The 20,560-nt window shown below is 65.5% G+C and carries 22 protein-coding genes; 9 read left to right on the top strand and 13 right to left on the bottom strand.

Translation table 11 applies throughout. The features are described 5' to 3' along the window. Positions 1-180 precede the first annotated feature (180 nt). Positions 181-1,233: a fatty acid desaturase gene (locus tag AB4Z01_RS03025; protein ID WP_441690468.1), complete on the top strand. Its 1,053-nt coding sequence runs from the start codon at positions 181-183 to the stop codon at positions 1,231-1,233. Here the strand turns inward: AB4Z01_RS03025 and AB4Z01_RS03030 are convergent, their stop codons facing one another. Together AB4Z01_RS03030 and AB4Z01_RS03035 are read right to left on the bottom strand one after the other, a co-directional pair. After that, positions 1,234-1,698, bottom strand: coding sequence for a hypothetical protein (locus tag AB4Z01_RS03030; RefSeq protein WP_441690470.1), 465 nt, complete (start codon positions 1,696-1,698; stop codon positions 1,234-1,236). 120 nt (positions 1,699-1,818) lie between these two features. After that, entirely contained in the window at positions 1,819-2,268 is a 450-nt protein-coding gene (locus AB4Z01_RS03035; RefSeq protein WP_441690471.1) for a tetratricopeptide repeat protein, read from the bottom strand. Positions 2,269-2,714: 446 nt separating this feature from the next. On the opposite strand from AB4Z01_RS03035, the gene AB4Z01_RS03040 reads away from it, so the two are divergent. The 4 genes from AB4Z01_RS03040 to AB4Z01_RS03055 all read left to right on the top strand — a co-directional run bounded on the left by AB4Z01_RS03040 (position 2,715) and on the right by AB4Z01_RS03055 (position 6,927). Beyond that, complete coding sequence (locus tag AB4Z01_RS03040; protein ID WP_441690473.1) at positions 2,715-2,861, top strand: hypothetical protein; 147 nt, start codon at positions 2,715-2,717, stop codon at positions 2,859-2,861. An 88-nt stretch (positions 2,862-2,949) separates the two neighbouring features. After that, positions 2,950-5,232: a glycosyltransferase family 4 protein gene (locus AB4Z01_RS03045; protein WP_441690475.1), complete on the top strand. Its 2,283-nt coding sequence runs from the start codon at positions 2,950-2,952 to the stop codon at positions 5,230-5,232. A 4-nt stretch (positions 5,233-5,236) separates the two neighbouring features. Then, on the top strand, positions 5,237-6,565 hold the full coding sequence (locus AB4Z01_RS03050; protein ID WP_441690476.1) for a glycoside hydrolase family 130 protein: 1,329 nt from the start codon (positions 5,237-5,239) through the stop codon (positions 6,563-6,565). A gap of 47 nt (positions 6,566-6,612) precedes the next feature. Further along, positions 6,613-6,927, top strand: a complete 315-nt coding sequence (locus AB4Z01_RS03055; RefSeq protein ID WP_441690477.1) for a hypothetical protein — start codon at positions 6,613-6,615, stop codon at positions 6,925-6,927. A gap of 39 nt (positions 6,928-6,966) precedes the next feature. On the opposite strand, the gene AB4Z01_RS03060 is transcribed toward AB4Z01_RS03055, so the two are convergent. Continuing rightward, the gene (locus AB4Z01_RS03060) at positions 6,967-7,587 is read right to left on the bottom strand and encodes a hypothetical protein (RefSeq protein ID WP_441690478.1); all 621 of its coding nucleotides are present in this window, start codon (positions 7,585-7,587) and stop codon (positions 6,967-6,969) included. A gap of 277 nt (positions 7,588-7,864) precedes the next feature. Between AB4Z01_RS03060 and AB4Z01_RS03065 the strand changes: the two genes are divergently transcribed. Beyond that, complete coding sequence (locus AB4Z01_RS03065) at positions 7,865-8,095, top strand: hypothetical protein (RefSeq protein ID WP_441690480.1); 231 nt, start codon at positions 7,865-7,867, stop codon at positions 8,093-8,095. On the opposite strand, the gene AB4Z01_RS03070 is transcribed toward AB4Z01_RS03065, so the two are convergent. From AB4Z01_RS03070 to AB4Z01_RS03090, 5 genes are all read right to left on the bottom strand, one after another. After that, on the bottom strand, positions 8,025-8,672 hold the full coding sequence (locus tag AB4Z01_RS03070) for an RNA polymerase sigma factor (protein WP_441690482.1): 648 nt from the start codon (positions 8,670-8,672) through the stop codon (positions 8,025-8,027). The genes AB4Z01_RS03065 and AB4Z01_RS03070 overlap by 71 nt on opposite strands. A gap of 10 nt (positions 8,673-8,682) precedes the next feature. Next, entirely contained in the window at positions 8,683-8,853 is a 171-nt protein-coding gene (locus tag AB4Z01_RS03075) for a DUF3309 family protein (RefSeq protein WP_441690484.1), read from the bottom strand. Between the two features lie 49 nt (positions 8,854-8,902). After that, positions 8,903-9,085, bottom strand: a complete 183-nt coding sequence (locus AB4Z01_RS03080) for a CsbD family protein (protein WP_441690486.1) — start codon at positions 9,083-9,085, stop codon at positions 8,903-8,905. A 115-nt stretch (positions 9,086-9,200) separates the two neighbouring features. Further along, positions 9,201-9,758, bottom strand: coding sequence for a DUF1003 domain-containing protein (locus AB4Z01_RS03085; protein WP_441690488.1), 558 nt, complete (start codon positions 9,756-9,758; stop codon positions 9,201-9,203). 275 nt (positions 9,759-10,033) lie between these two features. Beyond that, positions 10,034-14,428, bottom strand: a complete 4,395-nt coding sequence (locus tag AB4Z01_RS03090; protein WP_441690490.1) for a chemotaxis protein CheB — start codon at positions 14,426-14,428, stop codon at positions 10,034-10,036. 225 nt (positions 14,429-14,653) lie between these two features. On the opposite strand from AB4Z01_RS03090, the gene AB4Z01_RS03095 reads away from it, so the two are divergent. Together AB4Z01_RS03095 and AB4Z01_RS03100 are read left to right on the top strand one after the other, a co-directional pair. After that, positions 14,654-15,019 (top strand): response regulator, encoded by a 366-nt coding sequence (locus AB4Z01_RS03095; RefSeq protein ID WP_441690492.1) that lies wholly within the window; start codon positions 14,654-14,656, stop codon positions 15,017-15,019. Positions 15,020-15,075: 56 nt separating this feature from the next. Next, positions 15,076-15,567 carry a hypothetical protein gene (locus AB4Z01_RS03100; RefSeq protein ID WP_441690494.1) on the top strand — a complete coding sequence of 164 codons (492 nt, stop codon included), beginning with the start codon at positions 15,076-15,078 and terminating at the stop codon, positions 15,565-15,567. 211 nt (positions 15,568-15,778) lie between these two features. Here AB4Z01_RS03100 and AB4Z01_RS03105 read toward each other — a convergent pair whose 3' ends face one another. The 4 genes from AB4Z01_RS03105 to AB4Z01_RS03120 form a co-directional block, all read right to left on the bottom strand. Further along, positions 15,779-15,979 carry a hypothetical protein gene (locus AB4Z01_RS03105; protein ID WP_441690496.1) on the bottom strand — a complete coding sequence of 67 codons (201 nt, stop codon included), beginning with the start codon at positions 15,977-15,979 and terminating at the stop codon, positions 15,779-15,781. Positions 15,980-16,159: 180 nt separating this feature from the next. Continuing rightward, on the bottom strand, positions 16,160-17,206 hold the full coding sequence (locus AB4Z01_RS03110) for a fatty acid desaturase (RefSeq protein WP_441690498.1): 1,047 nt from the start codon (positions 17,204-17,206) through the stop codon (positions 16,160-16,162). Positions 17,207-17,568: 362 nt separating this feature from the next. Continuing rightward, positions 17,569-19,194: a chaperonin GroEL gene (gene groL, locus AB4Z01_RS03115; RefSeq protein WP_441690500.1), complete on the bottom strand. Its 1,626-nt coding sequence runs from the start codon at positions 19,192-19,194 to the stop codon at positions 17,569-17,571. Positions 19,195-19,240: 46 nt separating this feature from the next. Further along, positions 19,241-19,528: a co-chaperone GroES gene (locus AB4Z01_RS03120; protein ID WP_441690501.1), complete on the bottom strand. Its 288-nt coding sequence runs from the start codon at positions 19,526-19,528 to the stop codon at positions 19,241-19,243. Positions 19,529-19,804: 276 nt separating this feature from the next. Between AB4Z01_RS03120 and AB4Z01_RS03125 the strand changes: the two genes are divergently transcribed. Continuing rightward, positions 19,805-20,053 (top strand): hypothetical protein, encoded by a 249-nt coding sequence (locus AB4Z01_RS03125; protein WP_441690503.1) that lies wholly within the window; start codon positions 19,805-19,807, stop codon positions 20,051-20,053. Between the two features lie 91 nt (positions 20,054-20,144). On the opposite strand, the gene AB4Z01_RS03130 is transcribed toward AB4Z01_RS03125, so the two are convergent. Continuing rightward, entirely contained in the window at positions 20,145-20,489 is a 345-nt protein-coding gene (locus tag AB4Z01_RS03130; protein WP_441690505.1) for a hypothetical protein, read from the bottom strand. Between the last annotated feature and the right edge of the window lie 71 nt (positions 20,490-20,560).

Below are 20,560 nucleotides of genomic sequence, written 5' to 3' on the forward strand. Positions count from 1 at the left end.
TGGTCGACCGAGATTTGTTCGGCCAGCGCTCAATGCTCGTGATCGGGCGCCGAGCCCAGCTTTCCGCACCTTTCGAAGTTGCACCGCTTGCTGTTGTGGAGCGCTATTGTCGTCTGCTTTGCCCTCGAGAATTCTCAAGAATAGTAGCGCCTGGCTTTGCCGGGCAGTTCAGGGACAAACATGCAAAGCACTTCGAACCTCGTGATGGGCCAGCCGCGCCTGCCGCTCGACGCCGATGCGGCGCTGCGGGTCGAGGTGGCGCGCTTCCGGACGCCGAGCCTGCCGCGGGCGGCCTGGCAACTGGCCTCGACACTGGCCGGTTTCGTCGCGGTCTGCGCCACGATGTATGCCAGCTTCGGGGTGTCGTACTGGCTGACGCTCGGGCTGGCCGTGATCGCGGCCGGCATGACCGTCCGCCTCTTCATCATCCAGCATGATTGTGGGCACTCGTCGTTCTTCGCCTCGCGCCGCGCCAATCTGGTGGTCGGCCGCCTGTGCAGCCTGATCACCTTCACGCCCTTCGCGAATTGGCGCCGCGCGCATGCCGGGCATCACGCCGTCTGGAACAATCTCGACCGGCGCGACAGCGGGGCCGACATCTATTCGACCTGCCTGACCGTCGCGGAATACCAGGCCCTCGCTCCGCGCCGCCGCTTCCTGTACCGGCTGAGCCGCCACCCGGCGATCACCGGGCTGCTGCTGCCGCCGCTGGTGTTCCTGCTGCTGTACCGGATTCCCTTCGACACGCCGAAGGATTGGCGCCGGGAGCGGCTGTCGGTCCATGCCACCAACGCCGGCATCGCCATTGTCTTTGTCGGGCTCGGGCTCGCCTTGGGGTTCGAACGCGTGCTGCTGGTCCAGGTGCCGATCATGGTGATCGCCTCGATCATCGGCGTCTGGCTGTTCGCGGTGCAGCATCGCTTCGAGGAGACTCTCTGGCAGCGGGACGCCGATTGGACGTTCGGCGCTGCCTCGCTGCAGGGATCATCCTATCTGAAGCTGCCGCGGATCCTGCAATGGTTCACCGGCAACATCGGCTTCCACCACATCCACCACCTCAATCCGCGCATCCCGAATTATCGCCTTCCGGCCTGCCACGCCGCGATCCAGCAGCTGCATGCCGTGCCGAGCCTGACCCTTTGGGATGCCCTGCGCGCGCCGTTCTTCGCGCTGTGGGACGAGCAGCGGCAGCAGATGGTTGGATTTCCGGCCGCGGCGGTCAGCCGGGGCTGATCACCAGGCCACGATGAGAGTGGCGAACAGGACGCCGGCGACGATCGCGACGATCCAGGCCGGTGCCCGGGGATTGGTCGCTGCCCAGTAGCGCCAGCCATCCAGCAGCCGGTCGAATGGGCGCGGCGCAGGCTGCGTCGGAGGGCCTGCCGGTCGGGTCTCCGCGCGTGTTTCCTCCGCAGGGCCAGCTTGCTCGGATGAAGCCGGAGGCGCGCCATCCCGCAGCAAAGCCGCGGCAAGCTCCTCCGGATCCACGGTGACGACCTGGACCAGCTCGCCGCTGCCGGGCCGGCCAGGCAGGCGGATCATTGTCGCGATCCGGCGATAGGCCGGGGGCGAGGAATCGTCGATCGACTCCTCGTCCGTCTCCACCGTGTAGGTTCCGGGCGGCTGCGGCCCGTCAATGCCGCTCAGGGTGAACGGCCGGGCGAAGGTCACGGCGTTGCTGCTGGTCCGCATGGTCATTCGCGGCTCCTTGATCCTCAGCCCCGGCCTGCGGCTAGGCGAAAGCCCGGGCTGCGGCGTAAATGACGATCAGCAGCATGAGGCCGATCGGAATCACGATGGGTGGAACCAACCAAGCCTTCATTGCTGTGCCGTCGCCAAGAGGGTCGGCCCCTCTGCCGCGGTCTTCTCAGCCTCGATTTTGGGCTTCCAGCGCGACGCCCGGCGATGCGCCTGCGCGACCTGGGTGGCGGTCAGATGCGCGGCGGTACGCTTGTAGCCCGATCGGGCGTCCTGGCCACGGGCACCGGGCTGCCCCTCCGCCGCCAGGAGAAACCAGGCGCACGCCTTGACCGCGTCCTTGGACGCGCCCGGGCCTTCGACATAGATTTCGGCCAGCCGGCTCTGCGCCCGCGGCAGGCCCTGATTCGCCGCGCGCAACAGCCACCGGATGGCGTCGATCCGCCTGTTCTCGACGGTATAGCCGGGCTCACCATCCCGATTGCCATAGACGATGCCGAGATTGAACTGGGCCACGGCATCGCCGAGCTCGGCGTCCCGCTGCAGCCGCCTGATGCTGTCGATCTTCAATGGTGATCTCCTTGTGCCGGCATTCCGGCGACCGGAACGCCGGAAGGGCCGAGCGGAACGACGACCGTTATCCCGGTCGCGCCAAATACCGGACGCGATTCCTTGCATTATGAGCCTTGATATGGTGTCGGCCGATCACTATTACGACCTAAAACGTCGCAACTCAGCCGGCAGATATATTTATAGTCTCATTTCAATCTCTATGTGATTGAAATATATTGCCGATTCAGAAATGATATCGAAGCTTGATTTTTTACGAAATCATGGGCGTATTTTCTATGGATCTCGACGGATTTGGTTCATAATTACTCTAGAAATTCCGGATATAAAGCTTCGGCTTCGAGCCATCGGGCGCGACATAGATCCGGATTCTATCATCTGAATTGAAATTCGGCCGCCCGCGGATATCGCGGGCGACCGGGTCAACGCTTGCGAACGAGGAATTCATGGCCAAGGGACAGAAGCGCAGCAGTCGGGAAGTCCGCAAGCCCAAGCAGGCGGCGAAGCCGGTGGTCCACGGCGCGGCCGTGAGCCTGCTGAGCCGGGTGGCGGCCCCGGGTGCCGGCACCGGCACCGGCAAGAAGAAGAGTTGAGCCCAGGCGCATCGACCGTCCTGTTCCGGACCGCCTTCCCGTCGCCGCGGCGGCAACAGGCAGGCGGTTTTCCGATGGAGGCGCTGCCATGACCCAGCCGATCCGTGTGGCCTTCATCGGCAATTCGCTCCCGCGCCGATGCGGCATCGCGACCTTCACGACCGATCTGCAGCAGGCGGTCGCGGCGTCGGACGCGGTGGCCGACACCTGCATCGCGGCGATGACCGACCCCGGCCGCGCCTATGACTACCCGGCTGCCGTCCGCATCGAGATTGCCGACGACCGGATCGACGACTACGTCCGGGCGGCCGAAATCCTCAATGCCGGCCAGTTCGACATCGTCTCGCTGCAGCATGAGTTCGGCATCTTCGGCGGCGAGGCCGGCGGCCATGTCATGGCGCTGCTGTCGCGCCTGACCATGCCGGTCGTCACCACGCTCCATACCGTCCTGGCCGAGCCGACGGCGGCGCAGCGCGACGTGCTGGGCCGGATCATCGGCGCGTCGGCGCGGGTCGTCGTCATGGCCAGCAAGGGCCGCGACCTGCTGCGCACGGTCTATGGTGTGCCGGCGGACAAGATCGACGTCATCCTGCACGGCATTCCCGACGCCGCCTTCACCGAGCCCACCGCGGCCAAGGCCAGGCTGGGCTTCGCCGGACGGCCGGTGATCCTGACCTTCGGCCTCCTGTCCCCCAACAAGGGCATCGAGGTCGTGATCGATGCCATGCCGGACATCCTGCGGAGCCGGCCCGACACGATGTATGTCGTGCTCGGCGCGACGCACCCCAACCTGGTCCGCGACCAGGGCGAGGCCTACCGCGAAAGCCTGGCGGCCCGGGCGCGGGATCGCGGGGTCGAAGAGCATGTCGTGCTGCTCGACCAGTTCGTCGACCTGGCCACGCTGCTTGAGTTCATCTCGATGTGCGACGTTTATGTCACGCCCTATCTCGACGAGGCGCAGATGACGTCGGGGACCCTGGCCTACAGCTTCGGCCTCGGCAAGGCGGTGGTCTCGACGCCCTATTGGCACGCCAAGGAGTTGCTGGCCGACGGGCGCGGCATCCTGGTTCCATTCGGCGACGCCTCGGCCACCGGGGCCGCGGTCGCGGGGCTGTTGACCGACGATATCCGGCGCGAGGCGATGCGCCGGCGCGCCTATGCCAGCAGCCGGTCGATGACCTGGGCGCGCACGGCGGAGCAATACCGGGACGTCTTCGAGCGTGCGCGGCGCGGACATCGGTTCCGGGTGGTCGAGCGGCGCGACCCGCGCATGCCGATGAATCCCGGCTTCGCGCCGCCGTCGACGCAGCTCGGCCATTTCCTGTCGATGTGCGACGACACCGGGCTGTTCCAGCATGCGGTGCATTCGGTGCCCGACCGGTCCCATGGCTACTGCGTCGACGACAATGCCCGCGCGCTGCTGGTGGCCTGTGCCCTCAACCATGCCCCCGAGGCGCGTCTGCCGGAGATCCTGACCGCCCGGCTGGCGGCCTTCGTCCAGCATGCCTGGAATCCCGGCACGCGGCGGTTCCGCAACTTCATGGGCTTCGACCGGCGCTGGCTCGAGGAGAGCGGTTCGGAGGACAGCCACGGCCGGACGCTCTGGGCCCTGGGCGAATGCGCCCGCAGCGACGCCAGCGCGTCGCGGCGGCGCTGGGCCGCCGCGCTGTTCGCCGAAGCGCTGCCGGCGGCCGAGACCTTCGGCTCGCCCCGCGCCTGGGCCTTCACCCTGCTCGGGCTCGACGCCTACTGCGCCGTGACCGCCGAGGATACCCTCGCCGAACGCATCCGGCATGGCCTGGCCGCAAGGCTGATGGCGATCCTCGCTGCCGTCGAGACCCAGGGCTGGACTTGGTTCGAGGACGGCTTGGCCTACGACAATGCCAGGCTGCCGCAGGCCCTGATCGTCACCGGAATGGCGGTCCGGTCGGCGGAGTTCGTCGATGCCGGCCTGCGGACCCTGCACTGGCTGATGGCGCTGCAGACGACGCCGGCGGGCATGTTCCGGCCGGTCGGGTCGAGCAGCTTCGGCGACAAGCGGATGGCGCCGCAGCCCTTCGATCAGCAGCCTCTCGAGGTCACGGCGACGGTCTCGGCCTGCCTGGCGGCGTGGCGCGTGGAGGGTGACCCGGAATGGCGGGCCGACGCGGTGCACGCCTTCGCTTGGTTCTTCGGCGACAACGACCTGTCGCTGCCCCTGGTCGACCCGGAGACCGGCGGCTGTCGCGACGGCCTGCATCCCGACCGGGTGAACGAGAACCAGGGCGGTGAATCGGTCGTCTCCTATCTGCTCAGCCAGTTGGAGATGCGCCAGATCGCGCATGTCGTGGACGGCCGGGCGAAATTCGTGCCGCGCCTGGCCGAGACGTGAGTGCGTGACCTTCCCTGATCAGCCCGAGGACACCTTGTCGCAAATCACCTTCCTGAACCGGCAGGCTTTGTATCTGCGCCCGGATCCCGCTCGCGTGGTCGTGCGCCCGTTCAAGCCGGCTACCGAGCCGCGGGACCTCAATCCCAAAGATAAGTCCCGCGCCAACCACATCGTCGACCGGGTGCTGGCGCTCGATCCCGAGGCGGCCGCCGGCCAGCTGGCCGAAGTGCTCGCGAACTTCGAAGGCCGCCACCGCCGCCTGCTGCAGAGGTTCGAGGCCCGGGCGGACGACATGGAGGATGCCTTTTCGATCCATGTCCTGTTCACCGAGACGCAGCGCAGGCTGGTCGGTGCTTACTTCCTGCTCGAATATGCCTTCGAGGCGGCGGCGCTGTTCAATCCCAGCATCGTGCCTCATCCCGACCAATCCGGTGCGCCGGAAGGCGGACGCCGGTTCATCCTCAGCCTCCGCGCCGTCGGTGAGGGGCATATCTCGTCGCTGACATTCCGATCGGGCTCGATCACGGCCGACGGCAGGCTGACCATCGACCCGTCGGCCCGGCTCGCCTCCGTTCCCGGAGTGGAGCGGCGGACCCCCGGTCCGTATGGCGACGAGGTCGAGCTGGTCTTCTTGCCGGACGAGGACATTAGCGAGCGGGTGATCTTTCCGGTCACGGACTCCCAGGCCCGCGGTATCGAGGATGCCCGTTTCGTTGAATTCGACGAGGGCGGCCGGACGATCTTCCGCGCCACCTACACCGCCTATAGCGGCCTGGGGATCCGGTCCGAGATGATCGAGACCTCCGACTTCGTCTCGTTCCGGATGTTCCCGCTGCGCGGGGATGCCTCCGGCAACAAGGGCATGGCCCTGTTTCCCCGCCGGCTCGGCGGCCGCTACGCCATGATCGGCCGGCAGGACAACGAGAATCTCTATCTGATCTATTCGGACGACATGCATGTCTGGAACGGTGGCCAGTTGATCCTGAGGCCCCGGTTCCCGTGGGAGTTCGTGCAGATTGGCAATTGCGGATCGCCGATCGAGCTCGACGAAGGCTGGCTGCTGCTGACCCATGGCGTGGGCCCGGTCCGGCGATATTCGATCGGGGCGGTCCTCCTCGACAAGGACGACCCTTCCAGGGTCCTCGCCCGGTCGAGCGAGCCGCTGGTCCGGCCCGAGCCGTCGGAACGCGAAGGCTACGTCCCCAACGTCGTCTACACCTGCGGCGCGATGCGGCACGGCGGCCAGATCATCCTGCCCTATGCGGTGTCCGACACCTTCTCCACCCTCGCGACGATCGAGATCGCAGCGCTGCTGCGAGCGATGGAGGGCTGACCGCCGCTCCAGCCGCCACCGGCCCCGCAGGACAGACATGGAGGCGCATGACGCAGATGGAGATCAGGCCGACGATATCGGTGTGGGACGAGGACCGGTGGCTCCGCATCGACACCGGCACCAAGCTGCTCGACCTGCTGCGGGTCCTGGCCGGCGAGCTGCCTGAGCCCGGCTTCGTCATGCCGCATGATGGGGCCGGACTCGACCCGTCGACGATCGCGCATCGCCGGTTTCAGGAGCTGGTTCGGCTGGTCGAGCGGGAGGGCGAGGCCGGAACGGAGCAACTCAGCCGGGCCGCGGCGACCTCCGCCGGGGATCTGATCAGCGCCTACCGTCGGGTGTTCATCGGCATCCTGCCCTGACGCCACCCCGGTACCCCTGGGGCGGGACGGAGATTGCGCTCAGCCCAGAAGTCGTTCCTCCGCGCCAGCTTCAGGCGGCGGTGAACCAAGTGGATGCAGGAAATACTCGTTGGTGCCCATGGTCATCAAAAGCGTGTGAGCATCCTGGACGTGGCGGCCCGCGACACGGCGTTCGAAGGGGCCGGGCTCAGCCTCGGATCGGCTGACAAGCTCGGCGGCTGGGGCGTCTGCGTCGGGGTGACGATAGATCTCGATGGTCGCGGCGCAGGGCGACAGGACCGTTGCCTGCACGAGAAGGTCCAAGCCGTCCTCCTTTACCCGGAAGTTCATGGCGTGCCGCGGCAGCCGCGGATCGTGATCGAGCGCCGAGAGGATCTGCCTGACCGCCACCGGGGCGATGGCGTCGATCCATCGGATGTCGCGATTCCGCAGGGTAAAGTCACGCGTCAGCCGCTCGCTCAGCGGCCCGACGATGCCGCGCCCGAAGACGACCAGGTCGAAATCGGCGGCATCGAACTGTCGGGCGGCTCCGTCAGGATCGGCCGACCCCTGGACTGGGATGCCAAGCGCGAGAAGCGGCGCCACCACACTCTGGTTGACCGCCGGCGATCGACCGAGAACCAGGACGCGCTGCGAGGGCCGGGGGGAAAGGTAGATCATCTCATCCGTCCTTTCGTGAAGCCGGAATCCAGGATGGCCGAACCGATGCCCACGGGAGTCTGCATCCCGAACGAATTCTTTCGAGAATCATGGATCTGTCAGTTGGATCATCACACTTGCGCAATTCAAAAAAATAAAACGGCCTCAGAGCACAAGACTGGAACAGGGTGTTGTTTTGCTCTGTTATCCATCCGCCATGAAACATTCCCCGATGTCCAAAAACAGCCTGCTCGGTGATCGAGAAAGGTTCGAATGCGCCGCCCATATGACTCGGACGATGCTCGACCAGGTCCTCGCCGAGAGAATGTCGCCAGTGGAGCTGGCGACGTGGCTGCGGCAGCTGATGATGCATTCGGAGGACCCGATGTCCGACAACGAGAAGAGCGCAATCGCCTGCACGCTGGCCGTCGCTCTGCTCGGCGATGCCGGCCCCGAATTCAACCCGTCCCGATTGATGGATCTGGTGGACGCCTCGGACCAGGCGATCGCAATTGGACGTCTGGTCTGAGGGCTGCGCGGCGGGGCGTTCCCGTGTGGTGTCGCAGATGGATTCGGGCCCGGGCCAATCGGGACCGTATTGTTCCAACCGGAATCCGAAGCTCCGCCGCAGCTTCCTCGTAGGAGGCACCCCAGACCGCCACCATGTCGAGGATCTCTCGATGGTCCTTCGAGAGATCCTGCCAGCGGGCCGCAACCTCCGTCACTTCGACCGTCTGCATTTGCGTTGCCGGCGTGCTGGCATCCCAGTCGTCGATCGGTATCGTCTTGGCCCGGTTGTGCTTGTTGTCTATGAAATGTGAGAGGTGGAGCCGGCGCATCATCACGACGAGCCAAGCCATCATATTGGTGCCCGGCTGCCAGAGGTGGAGCTTGCGGACCGCGCGGAACAGCGTGTCCTGAACGAGATCGTCTGCATCGGCGGGGTTCCGCGTCAGGAAGATCGCGAGCCGGCGAAGGTCCCGGATGCAGGGGACCACGGTCGCGAGAAATTGTCGCTCTGTCGCGGCAGTGATGGTCGGCATTGAGAAGCATCCTTCAGTCGTGGCCGCCACCAGGATGATCGGCACGTCGGTGCCGAGGCTCATGGCTTGACTCTTAGATCCTGCCCATGCCGCCCAAGCCACCAACAAGCCAAAGCACCACGAGAACGAGAACAATCAACCCGAAGACGCCGCCGAGCCCCGCCCCGCCGTAGCGGCCGTGAGCGTAGTAGCCGCCGCCACCGAACAGCAGAATCAGCAGGATGACGATCAGAATCGTGCCCATAGTCATTACCTCTTTAGACGACGTTCGACGTGCGGGAGACGGGGCGCCGCTACATCCTCAGCGCATTCCTGATCGCATCCTTGACGCGTCCGACAGCGTTCTGGATCTTGCCTTCGGCCTTGTCCGCCCTGCCGCGGGCCTCCAACTCGGCGTCGCCCGTCGCCTCGCCAATGGTTTCCTTGATCGAGCCCTTGATCTCCTTCGCCGAGCCAGCGATCCGATCCTTGTCCATGACAGCGTTCTCCAAGCGGGGCCGTAGCCACCCGTCGCAAGGCTTCGAAATTTCATGCCTCCGACATTTCCGAGCGTAACGGGACGGCGGCGGCGGTGGCAGGCTCGGAATGTACTCACGCCGCGCCGCCTCCATCGGCCAGGCGCGTCAACAGTCGCAGTTGCTCTTGCTGAGCGCGCAGCAATTCCTCGAGATGCTGCGAGCGGATCCGATCCAGCTTCTCGTGAAGCTCCATGATTTCGACCTCGGCCTTCAGGTTGATCTCATAATCGAGACTTGCGGCGACGCGGTCTCGCGCCGCCTGGCGGTTCTGCGACATCATGATGATCGGCGCCTGCAGCGCGGCCAGCATCGAGAGCAGGAGGTTTAGGAAGATATAGGGGTAGGGATCGAACGCCTCGACAAACCCAGCCAGAATCGCGCTGTTGAACAGAGCCCAGGCGGCCAGCGTTGTGAGAAACAGCGTGATGAACACCCATGAGCCGCCGAAGGTCGCAACGCGATCAGCGAGCCGGTCGCCGAAAGTGCGCTTCTCCTCAAAGGCGTGATTGACGTTTCGGCTGACCTGGGTGCGCTGGGCGACACCGGCGATCACCCGGCACTCCCGCTCCGAGAGTTTATCGAAACCGGTGGCGAGCAGCTGTTCGGCCAGCTGGCGTACCTGCGGGCTCATGCCACCCACCTGAGCGAGTGGCCCGTCCGACGAAGGGGATGGTTTCATGCGCTTGCCGGGGTTCGACGCTGCACCCGAATTGGCCGGATGACCTGTGCCCCGCCGGCACTGGAATGGCCCGGCGGCAGGATTCAGGTGGGGACGACACAAGTCGACTTGCAAGCAATTGCGAGCGACTGAGTATTTTCCGAAGGTCCGCGGGCTGTTCGTCGTCGCCCTGCGAATGCAACAGCCCTGCCGATTTGTCGCCGCGCGATCGAGGCTGGAAATCCAGATCAGGCGAGCGGTTCGTCGGCGCCGGTCCAGGCAGCGGCCAGCGCCAGCCGGGCCAGCGCCGGAAGGGACTTCGACCCGGTCTTCTTCATGATCGCGGCGCGGTGGTTCTCGACCGTGCGCTGGCTGATGCCGAGATCCGCGGCGATGTTCTTGCTGGGCTGGCCGGCGAGGACCAGCTCCATGATCTGGCGCTGGCGCGCGCTCAGCCCCGCGACATGGGTGGCCGCCGTCTCCCGCCAGGCGGTCACCTTGTTCGCATCGCGCGATTGCTCGAGCGCACGCTCGACGCCGGCGAGCAGCTCGACGCGGCCAACCGGCTTCTCGATGAAGTCCGACGCACCGGCCTTCATGGCCTGGACCGCCATCGGCACGTCGCTGTTGCCGGTGATCATGATGGCCGGCAGCCGATGGCCGGCATCCTTCAGCCACTGCAGCAGTTCGAGCCCGTTCATTCCGGGCAGATAGGCATCGACCAGGAGGCAGGCTGCACGGCCCGGGTGATAGGCCTCGAGGAAGGCCTCGCAAGACGCGTAGTCCTCGACGATCCAGCCGTTCTCCTCGAGCACGCCGCGAACCCCGTCCCGCACATGGCTGTCGTCATCGACGATGAAGATGACCGGTTCGCCCGGGTCGCCGGTCCCTTCGGCAGGGCTTTCGGCGTGCGGATGCGCCGAGGACGGCGCCGTCGCCAGCAGGCGCTGGATCGCTTGCGCCAACTCCTTCAGCTTCACCGGCTTGTTGAGCTGCACGCAGTCCTGGCGGGCGATGTCGCGCAAGGTGCTGGTCGAGATGTCACCGGTCAGGATGATGACCGGGACCTGGCGGCGAAGCCTGTCCCGCAGCTTCGCGGTGACCTGGAGCCCATCCATGCCGCCCGGCAGGTTGTAGTCCGCGAGGATGAGGTCGGGTCGGATCATCCCCCGCGCCACCAGCTCCAGGGCCGCGGCGCCGTCTGGTGCCGCCGTGGCGCGGTGCCCCTCGTCCTTCAGGAGTAGCTCGAGGAGCTCACGCACCTCGGAATCGTCCTCGACCACCAGGATCGCGCCGGTTCGGTGGACGCTTTCCGCGATCCGGTCATCGCTGCCGTGCCGCTGCGGCTCGCGCGACGGTTCCGTCTCGCTTTGCGGCAGCATGATTTCGACGGCGAAGACCGACCCCTTGCCCAGCTGGGAGCGAACGCGCACCCGATGACCCAGCAGGTCCCCCAGGCGCTGCACGATGGAAAGTCCGAGGCCGAGGCCACGGCTTCGTTCGCGCGCGGCATTGTCGAGCTGATGGTACTCCTCGAAGATCGCCTGCAGTTCACCGGCCGGAATCCCGACCCCGGTGTCCCAGATCTCGATGCTCAGCATCCCTTCGCGCCGACGGCAGCCGAGCAGCACCTTGCCCTGCTTGGTGTATTTCAGCGCATTCGACAGCAGGTTGCGGATCATCTGCTCCAGCAGACGTGGATCGCTGTGGATCGAAAGGCCGCACGGGACCACGCGCAAGGCGAGCCTCTGGGCCTGCGCGTGATAGGTGAACTCGTCCCTCAGCCGTTCCAGCAGATCGTTGACCGGAAATTGGACCTTCTCCGCGCGGACGGTTCCGGCCTCGATCTGGTTGATGTCGAGCAGCGCGTTCAGCATGCCGGTCATGGCACCCAGCGTCTCGTCGAGCCGAGCGACCAGCTTCCGCCCCCTCTCCCCCTCGACGCTCTTTGCCAGCAGCCCCTGCAGCAGGGCCAGCGTCTGCAACGGCTGGCGGAGGTCGTGGCTGGCGGCGGCGAGAAAGCGCGACTTCGCCGCGGTTGCCAGCTCCGCCTGCCGTCTGGCCGCTTCCAGCGCGTCCGCCGTGTGGCGGCGCTCGGTGATGTCGGCGAAGGTGATGACGACGCCCTCGACCCCGTTGTCCTGGGTGCGATAGGGCAGGATGCGCCGGACATACCAGGCGCCGCTCTGCGCTTCGATCTCCCGTTCGATCGGCGCGAGGGTCTGCAGCACCGCCCTGGCATCGGTCAGAAGGGCGCCATCGGCCGCCAGCGAGTGGAGGTCCGCGAGCGGTCGGCCGACATCGCCGGGGATGACGTTGAACAGCGATCTGGTGGCGGGCGTGAAGAAGCGGATGTTGAGGCTGGTGTCGAGGAAGAGCGTCGCGACATCGGTGCTGTACAGCACGTTCTGCAGGTCGTTGGAGGTCGTGCGCTGCCGTTCCAGCGTTTCCTGAAGCTGGCTGTTCAGGGCGGTCAGCTCCTCGTTCAGCGACTGCAGCTCCTCCTTCGAGGTGATCAGCTCCTCGTTCGTCGACTGGTATTCCTCGTTGACGGACAGGGCTTCTTCGTTGATCGCCTTCTGCTCCTCGGTCGAGATCTCGAGGTTGCGGATGGCGCCCTGCAGCTCCGCCCTCGTGGCCTCAAGCTCCTGCTCGAGCTCGGCGAACCGCGGACCGCGTCCTGGGGAGGTCGGGCGACCTGCTCCGCGCTCCGGCTCCGGCTCGTCGATGAAGCAGATCAGCAGCAGTTCCTCGCCCTCGCTCTGGACCGGCTGCACGGCGATGCTGAACGCAGCCGGATGGCCATTGTGATCGGCCCGGCCGCCGCCGACGACAATGCGCGCATTCTCGTGACCGGCCCGTTGGATCGCCGCGCGGAGCTTGGTGCGCATGCCTTCCCGCGCCATCGCCAGCAGGTCGTGCGTCGGGTGGCCCGGCGCCACGCGCAGATAGCGGTCCGTCGGCCCCAGGGAATACAGGCATTCATGCTTGCGGTTGATCAGGACCGCCGCCGGCGCATACGCCTCCATCACCAGCCGCCGGCACAACTCGGCCAGAACGGCTTGGCGTGAGGGCGTCGGGCCTTGTCCCGGGCGTGCCGGGACCCGGACGCTGTCACCGGCACCCGCCGACAATCCGAGATCGCCCGGCCGGCTGCGGCCGATGTGGCGATACAGCCGCTCCGGCTTGGAGATCACGTCGAAGCGGCCGTCGGGGTTCCCGATCGTCTCCGAACTGCCGAGCAGCAGGATGCCGTCCTCGCGCAGCGCGAAATGAAACAGCGAGACCACCTTCTCCTGGGCCTCGGGGCGCAGATAGATCAGCAGGTTCCGGCAGGACACCAGGTCGATGCGCGAGAAGGGCGGGTCGGCCAGCACGTCCTGGACTGTGAAGACCACTGCCGCGCGCAGCTCCGGCGACACCCGGTAACCGTGATCCTCTTTCGAGAAGAAGCGGGCGAGACGGGCCGGCGACACCTCCGACCCGATCGTCTCCGGGTACAACCCCTCGCGAGCCCTGGCGATGGCATCCGGATCGACATCGGAGGCGAAGACCTGCAGTTTGAGGCCGGGCCTCGTCGCCGTGATCTCTTCGCGGAACAGCATGGCGAGGGAATAGGTCTCCTCGCCGGTGCTGCACCCGGCGATCCAGATGCGCAGCGGGTGGTCGGGTGAGTGTTTGCGGACCAGGTCGGGAACGATCTCCTTCGCGAGACGATCGAACACCTTCGGGTCCCGGAAGAAGCTGGTGACGTTGATCAGCAGGTCCCTGGCCAGGAGGTCGAGCTCGCGGGGATCGCTTTGCAGGATCTCGAGATACCGGCCCATGTCGGCGGTCCCGATCGACGCCATCGCCATGCGCCGCTCGATCCGGCGCTGCAGCGTCCCCGGCTTGTACAGCGTGAAATCATGGGCGGTCCTGGACCGCAGAAGATCGATGATCAGGGGCAGCCGGATCTGCGCAGCATCCTGCGGTGCCGACCCGTCCGGCCCGGGAATGCCCTTCATCCTTCGGTCATGTTTCGCGAGCGCATCGGGAATCCTGGCCAAGGGAAGCACAAGATCGACCGCCCCGGTCGCGATCGCGCTCCGTGGCATGCCGTCATAGCCGGCCTCGTCGGGGTCCTGCGCGATGACGAGCCCGGACATCTCCTTCACCGACTTCAGCCCGAGGCTGCCGTCGGCCCCGGTTCCTGAAAGGATCACGCAGACCGCCCGCGAACCGTAGGCTTGCGCCATCGAGTGCAGCAGAAAGTCGAACGGCAATCGCGCGCCGTGACGCGCCTGGGGTTGCGAGAGGTGCAGGGCGCCGTTGCCCACCGACAGGTAGGTCCCGGGTGGGATGACATAGAGGTGCTCGCGCTCGATCGGCATCCCGTCCACGGCCTGCCGCACGGTCATCGCCGTGTGGCCGGCCAGCAGCACCACCATCATGCTTTCATGGGTCGGATCGAGATGCTGGACCAGGATGAAGGCCATGCCGGTCTTGGCGGGCAGGCCGTCCACCAGCTTCCTGCAGGCCTCAAGGCCACCCGCCGAGGCGCCGATTCCGACGACCGGAAAATCCCCGGATGGCGTTGGCGAGGCGCGCCGGGCCGATCGCGGCCGGGCCGCTCCGGCCCGCTGCGGACGGCTTCCCGGCATGGTGCATGGGCCTCACGGGATTGCCTCCCATTGGGAGGACCATCCCGATGCTATCACAGCCGCATTGTGGCGGCGACCTGCGGGTAGGAGTGGCGGCCCATACGTCAAGGGCGCGGCAACGGAAGTGGGTCTGCGTAGTTTCCGAGCCTGCCCTCGGTGATCTGGCGCCGGCTATGGTTGGAAATCTGGGCGAACCGAGAGAGTGCCGGAGGCGATGTGAACCAAATGGCAGCGCTCCGCGTCCTGCTCGTGGAAGACGAACCCGTCATCGCCATGCTGCTGGCCGAAGTGCTCGGCGGAATGGGCTATGAGGTCTGCGCGATCGAGGCCACGGAGGCGGATGCGGTGGCGGCCGCCATGCGGTGCAGGCCGGACCTGATGATCGTCGATGCACGACTGGGCGCCGGCAGCGGTGTCGCGGCCGTCGAGACAATCCTCCGGGCCGGGCCTGTTCCGCACGTGTTCGTCAGCGGCGATGCGTCAAGTGTTCAGGCGCTCAAGCCGGATGCGGTGGTGATGCAGAAGCCTTTTCGTGAGGCTGACCTGGCCCGCGCCATTCAACGCGCGCTCGATGCCGCACCTGTCCCTTGAGGGGCCAGCCGCGCGAAATTCGTGCCGCGCCTCGCCTAGATCACAGTGAGGCACAGATGAAGTGGACGTGTCTGGCTTTTATTGGAATTCTCGCTCTGATTCCAGTTGTTGTGTATTCTCAGTCTTATGAGACGACCGAGTATGTCGGCCAAATCACGGAAGACGCGGGAGGACAATCTGTAACGTTGGCGATAAGAGAGCAGCGCGACGAGGATGACTCTGTCAATTTCCGTTGCATGGCTCCTGATTTGTCGATGATCGTATTCTTCAAATTCGGTCGCGCTGACAGCAGTCGTGGCACTATATCGGCGCCGATTGGATATCTTACAATCAATCAAATCCGCGAAGGCGTCGCTCTTACAGCCGAAGATGGCTCCAGTGCCACTATCCTATCGCCCAGGCATTCCAAGAAACTGTTCGAGTCCGCGAAGATCGGCAGACCTTTCAAGTTGGAGCGGCATGATGGGGCGGCGCAGGAATACCGGCTCGGCGCATTCTCCAGTGCCTTCCGCGAGCTCGAAGCCCAGTGCGGAGGTCTTGCGAACTGACTCGTCGGCATATCCTCAGCAACCAGCCTTCCGATGTGCGGCGTGGAACCCGTTGCAGGGTCTTGGTCGCCGAGGGCCGGGATCCCCGCATAGATCCGTGCAATGAGCACATCGGCGGATTTTCAGTTCCGCTGAGACACCGTATGTCTTCCCGCGGTGCGGACAGCGGTGATCATCTCACACGATCATCCGCTTCCGCTCCGCGGTGAGCTCAGTACGCCTGCGCCGGCACAACAACCGTGCGTTGCGGCGCCGTGACGTAGGTCGTCGTTCCGGGCTGGGTGGTGATCACAGTGGGCGGTGCCATTACCGCGACAGGTGTTGGCGTCGGTCGCGCGTTGTTGACGGTGCATCCGGCAACGACAAGCAGTGCTGGTGCGATCAACGCGATAATCTTCATGGTGCCGCGCATTGGGGCATCTCCGTGTAGCTACGGGGTGACATCACTCCGTGGCCCATGGCAAATAGGGAAATATAAATTCTTGTTCCCAAGAAAATTTTGGCCAGATACTTCGACCGGTTGTTTCTGGATTTTGTACGCAATTCGCGATGTCAGCTGCCGCGTCGGCGGGATGATCTCGGCGCCGGTGTTTCAGTTGCCAGCGGATCTTGGAACGGCGGAGCGCGCATTCGAACGCCGCGTCCGCAGTTCGCGAAACGATATCAGCCGTCCCTGCCTTTCGTCCCAAAGGGCAAGCGTCGCGCATCGAAAGCTCTGAACGAACGTCAGTCGCCCGACGCCCGCCAGTTCGGGGTGATCATCCAGGACCTGGCGCAAACGATAGAACGGGATCCGGCTGCACAGATGATGCACATGATGCACGCCGATGTTCCCCGTGAACCAGGCGAGGGCACGGGGCAGCTCATAGTGCGAACTTCCATGAAGGGCGGCTTCATGGAAGTTCCAGTCTTCTTCATGCGCCCATCGCGTGTCCTCGAACTGATGCTGCACGTAGAAGAACCACACCGCGATCGAGGCGGCGATCAGCACCACCGGGCCTTGCACCAGGAGGAATGGCCCGACCCCGACCAGGCACACCATCAACAGGACGACGGCCGCGATGGACGCGTTCGTTCCCATGGTGCTGGCCCAGGGCTGTCCGCCGGCCCGAAAGAGACCAAAGGGAAGGCGGTGGTGCAGCAGGAACAGGTATGCCGGACTGATGCCGAACATCACGATCGGATGGCGATAGACGATGTAGGCAAGGCGGCCGGCAGCGCCGAGCGCGAGGTATTCACTCACCGTCTTCGTGTCGATATCGCCGACGCCACGATGGTCGAGGTTGCCGACCGCCGCGTGATGCGTCGCATGGTTGCGGCGCCAGACGCCATAGGGCGTCAACGTGAAGACGCCGATGACCCGGCCCACCCAATCATTGGTGACGCGTCGACGGAAGAAGGCGCCATGCCCGCAGTCGTGCTGAATCATGAAAAGGCGCATCAGGAAGGCCGCGGTCGGCACCGCGAGCAGCAATGACAGCCAATAACCGATGCCGAGCGCGGCCCACATGAGGGCCCAAAGCACCGCGAACGGCACCGCCGTGATCACCAGTTCAAATGCGCCGCGCGCGGCTTTCGTTTCACGGTATCGGCTCAGCGCCTGGAGGCCGGCCTTGGCGTTCCCGACAGGGAAGGTCATGTCTTTTGTCATCCGTCATCGACGCTCGCTGAGAGCTTCACCGTCGCGCGATCGAGCAGGCCATCCGCGCGCGCCTGGCCGTTCGATCTTGCAACCCTACTCATCGCGGGGTGAATGAGGGCAGACTCGGAAATCACTCAGGACTCGACCCGTCGACGATCGCGCATCGCCGATTCAGGAGCTGGTGCGGCTGGTCGAGCGGGAGCGTGAATCCGGAGCGGAGCAACTCAGCCGGGCCGCGGCGACCTCCGCCGGAGATCTGATCGACGCCTACCCGCCGGGTGTTCATCGGCATCCTGCCCTGACGCCGCTGCGATGCCGTCGCCCGTGACCGGCGCTGCTGCCGGTCACGGGCTGGCGGATCAGTAGCCCATGCCGCCGGCATCCGGCGCCGCCGGGCCGCCCGTATCCGGCACCGCGGCCACCATCGCTTCGGTGGTGATCAGCAGGCCGGCGATCGAGGCGGCGTTCTGCAGCGCCACCCGCACCACCTTGGCCGGGTCGAGGATGCCCGCCTTGATCATGGCGGTGTACTCGCCCTTCTGGGCGTCATAGCCCCAATTGTGGTCCTTGCTGTCGAGCAGCTTGCCGACCACTACCGACCCGTCGCTGCCGGAGTTCTCGACGATCTGCCGCACCGGCGCCTGGAGGGCGCGGCGGACGATGTCGATGCCGACCTTCTGGTCGGTGTTCTCGGGCTTCAGCTTGTCGATGACGCGGCTGGCATAGAGCAGGGTGACGCCGCCGCCGGCGACGATGCCCTCCGCGACCGCGGCGCGGGTGGCGTGCATCGCGTCGTCGACGCGATCCTTGCGCTCCTTGACCTCGATCTCGCTGGCGCCGCCGACGCGGATGATGGCGACACCGCCGGCCAGCTTGGCCAGGCGCTCCTGCAGCTTCTCGCGGTCGTAGTCCGAGGTGGTCTCCTCGATCTGCGCCCGGATCTGGTTGGTGCGGCCCTCGATGTCCTTCTTGGCGCCGGCACCGTCGACGACCGTCGTCTCCTCCTTCGAGATGACGACCTTCTTGGCCCGGCCGAGCATGTCGAGGGTGACGTTCTCGAGCTTGATGCCGAGATCCTCGGAGATGACCTGGCCGCCGGTCAGGATGGCCAGGTCCTCGAGCATCGCCTTGCGCCGGTCGCCGAAGCCCGGGGCCTTGACCGCCGCGACCTTCAGCCCGCCGCGCAGCTTGTTGACCACCAGGGTGGCCAGCGCCTCACCGTCGACATCCTCGGCGACGATCAGCAGCGGCTGGCCGGCCTGGACCACGGCCTCGAGCAGCGGCAGGAAGGACTGCAGGTTCGGCAGCTTCTTCTCGTGCAGCAGGATGTAGGGGTTCTCCAGCTCCGCGATCATCTTCTCGGCATTGGTGACGAAATAGGGTGAGATGTAGCCGCGGTCGAACTGCATGCCCTCGACGATGTCGAGCTCGGTCTCGAAGCTCTTGGCCTCCTCGACCGTGATCACGCCCTCATTGCCGACCTTCTTCATCGCCTTGGCGATCATGGTGCCGATCTCGCGCTCGCCATTGGCCGAGATGGTGCCGACCTGGGCGATCTCGTCGTTGGTCGAGATTTTTTGGGCCCGTTTGCCGATCTCCTCGACCACGGCGGCGACCGCCAGGTCGATGCCGCGCTTGACGTCCATCGGGTTCAGCCCGGCGCCGATCGCCTTGGCGCCCTCCCTGACGATGGCGTGGGCCAGGACGATGGCGGTGGTGGTGCCGTCGCCGGCCAGGTCGGCGGTCTTGGTCGCGACCTCGCGCACCATCTGGGCGCCCATGTTCTCGAACTTGTCGGACAGCTCGATCTCCTTGGCCACCGTCACCCCGTCCTTGGTGATGCGCGGCGAGCCCCAGGATTTGTCGAGCACGACGTTGCGCCCCTTGGGGCCGAGCGTGACCTTGACGGCGCGGGCGAGGATGTCGATGCCGCGCAGCATGCGGTCGCGGGCATCGCTGCTGAATTTGACGTCTTTGGCTGGCATGGTGCTGGTCCTTGAAAGGGGAGGGGGATGCGGGAGGCGGGCTGGATCAGGCGACGACGCCGATCACGTCGCTCTCCTTCATCACGAGGTAGTCCACTCCCTCGAGCCGGATCTCGGAGCCGGACCATTTGCCGAACAGGATGCGGTCGCCAACGCTGACATCGAGTGTCTGGATCACGCCCTGCGCGTCCCGCGCGCCCAGGCCGACGGCCACCACCTCGCCCTGCTGCGGCTTCTCCTGGGCGGTGTCGGGGATGATGATCCCGCCCGCGGTCTTGGCTTCGGCATCGATGCGGCGGACCACGACCCGGTCGTGCAGCGGGCGGAATTTCATCGGCTGAGTCCTTCGGAAAACCAATTTTTGGAGATAGGCTTGATTCACTATCTCCCTCACAAATGCGCATCGCTGTCCCAACATACAAGGTGAATTCCTTGCTGATCTGAAATAAAGGTCGGCACTGTCTTCTGCGATGAGTGATTCAGATCTTGCCATGATTTTCAACGATTATTGGGTGGAGCGCCCGATTTGGCGGGCTTGTTCCTGGGTTCCGGTGTACTCTGTCGAAAATTCCCGCAGCCGGCGCTCCCACGGGAGGCCAGAAATGTCGTGATGAAGGATTTTAAATTCCCGGTTGGCACCACCGTGCAGGTCTCGCGCAAATCGCTGTCGGGACATGCCGCGGTCGGCGCGTTCAAGGTTCTGGCCCGCTACCCCAGCGAATCTTCCGGCCCGATGTACCGGGTGCGTAGCGTGCTTGGCAGCGAGGAGCGGATGGTGCCGGAGCACGAGCTGTCGAGCTCGGCGCACATGGCCGAGGCGGATGCCGTCTGGAAGTCGCCCAAATCCGGCCGCCGCTGACCGGCGGTCATGGCCGGCCCGGCGTGGCGAATGATATACGACTTGGCTGGGTGCGGGGCTTCTTCTGACTCCGCACCCGGCCGCGCGCGCCTCAGCTGGCGAGCTGCGTGGCGCAGGCCTTGGCGACCTGGGCATCGGCAACCGTCCCTCCGGGCATCGTCGCCCAGCCGGCTTTGACCACCAGGTCGCCACGGCCGTAGGTCGATGCCGCCTTGATCTCCGCCAGCCGTTGCGTCAGCTGCGGGTCGCGCTTCGACTGGTCGACGCAGATCAGCGAAAGCACGGCCACCACGTCGGTTTTGGACCGATCCTGAGCCATGCGCTGGGCCGATGAACCGGTCACCCAGCCACCCCAGCTGAACCCGATGACACCAAGCGCAACGGCGCCGCACACGGCGCCATACAGCGCCGGTTTAAGCCATTCAGGGGTTTTCATGGATTGTGCTTTCATTCGGAGAGAGGCAAATCTCTCTCGTCCGCTAGACTATCACGTCCGAGATCCTGGTC

Source organism: Inquilinus sp. YAF38 (assembly GCF_052113205.1).
Classification (GTDB): Bacteria; Pseudomonadota; Alphaproteobacteria; order DSM-16000; family Inquilinaceae; genus Inquilinus.

What these genes read in the sequence shown, in the direction of transcription:
- AB4Z01_RS03025 (WP_441690468.1), top strand. Translation starts at nt 181, where the DNA reads ATGCAAAGCACTTCGAACCTCGTGATGGGCCAGCCGCGCCTGCCGCTC.
- AB4Z01_RS03030 (WP_441690470.1), bottom strand. Translation starts at nt 1,698, where the DNA reads ATGACCATGCGGACCAGCAGCAACGCCGTGACCTTCGCCCGGCCGTTC.
- AB4Z01_RS03040 (WP_441690473.1), top strand. Translation starts at nt 2,715, where the DNA reads ATGGCCAAGGGACAGAAGCGCAGCAGTCGGGAAGTCCGCAAGCCCAAG.
- AB4Z01_RS03045 (WP_441690475.1), top strand. Translation starts at nt 2,950, where the DNA reads ATGACCCAGCCGATCCGTGTGGCCTTCATCGGCAATTCGCTCCCGCGC.
- AB4Z01_RS03055 (WP_441690477.1), top strand. Translation starts at nt 6,613, where the DNA reads ATGACGCAGATGGAGATCAGGCCGACGATATCGGTGTGGGACGAGGAC.
- AB4Z01_RS03060 (WP_441690478.1), bottom strand. Translation starts at nt 7,587, where the DNA reads ATGATCTACCTTTCCCCCCGGCCCTCGCAGCGCGTCCTGGTTCTCGGT.
- AB4Z01_RS03065 (WP_441690480.1), top strand. Translation starts at nt 7,865, where the DNA reads ATGCTCGACCAGGTCCTCGCCGAGAGAATGTCGCCAGTGGAGCTGGCG.
- AB4Z01_RS03070 (WP_441690482.1), bottom strand. Translation starts at nt 8,672, where the DNA reads ATGAGCCTCGGCACCGACGTGCCGATCATCCTGGTGGCGGCCACGACT.
- AB4Z01_RS03075 (WP_441690484.1), bottom strand. Translation starts at nt 8,853, where the DNA reads ATGGGCACGATTCTGATCGTCATCCTGCTGATTCTGCTGTTCGGTGGC.
- AB4Z01_RS03080 (WP_441690486.1), bottom strand. Translation starts at nt 9,085, where the DNA reads ATGGACAAGGATCGGATCGCTGGCTCGGCGAAGGAGATCAAGGGCTCG.
- AB4Z01_RS03085 (WP_441690488.1), bottom strand. Translation starts at nt 9,758, where the DNA reads ATGAGCCCGCAGGTACGCCAGCTGGCCGAACAGCTGCTCGCCACCGGT.
- AB4Z01_RS03090 (WP_441690490.1), bottom strand. Translation starts at nt 14,428, where the DNA reads ATGCCGGGAAGCCGTCCGCAGCGGGCCGGAGCGGCCCGGCCGCGATCG.
- AB4Z01_RS03095 (WP_441690492.1), top strand. Translation starts at nt 14,654, where the DNA reads ATGGCAGCGCTCCGCGTCCTGCTCGTGGAAGACGAACCCGTCATCGCC.
- AB4Z01_RS03100 (WP_441690494.1), top strand. Translation starts at nt 15,076, where the DNA reads ATGAAGTGGACGTGTCTGGCTTTTATTGGAATTCTCGCTCTGATTCCA.
- AB4Z01_RS03105 (WP_441690496.1), bottom strand. Translation starts at nt 15,979, where the DNA reads ATGCGCGGCACCATGAAGATTATCGCGTTGATCGCACCAGCACTGCTT.
- AB4Z01_RS03110 (WP_441690498.1), bottom strand. Translation starts at nt 17,206, where the DNA reads ATGACCTTCCCTGTCGGGAACGCCAAGGCCGGCCTCCAGGCGCTGAGC.
- groL (WP_441690500.1), bottom strand. Translation starts at nt 19,194, where the DNA reads ATGCCAGCCAAAGACGTCAAATTCAGCAGCGATGCCCGCGACCGCATG.
- AB4Z01_RS03120 (WP_441690501.1), bottom strand. Translation starts at nt 19,528, where the DNA reads ATGAAATTCCGCCCGCTGCACGACCGGGTCGTGGTCCGCCGCATCGAT.
- AB4Z01_RS03125 (WP_441690503.1), top strand. Translation starts at nt 19,805, where the DNA reads ATGAAGGATTTTAAATTCCCGGTTGGCACCACCGTGCAGGTCTCGCGC.
- AB4Z01_RS03130 (WP_441690505.1), bottom strand. Translation starts at nt 20,489, where the DNA reads ATGAAAACCCCTGAATGGCTTAAACCGGCGCTGTATGGCGCCGTGTGC.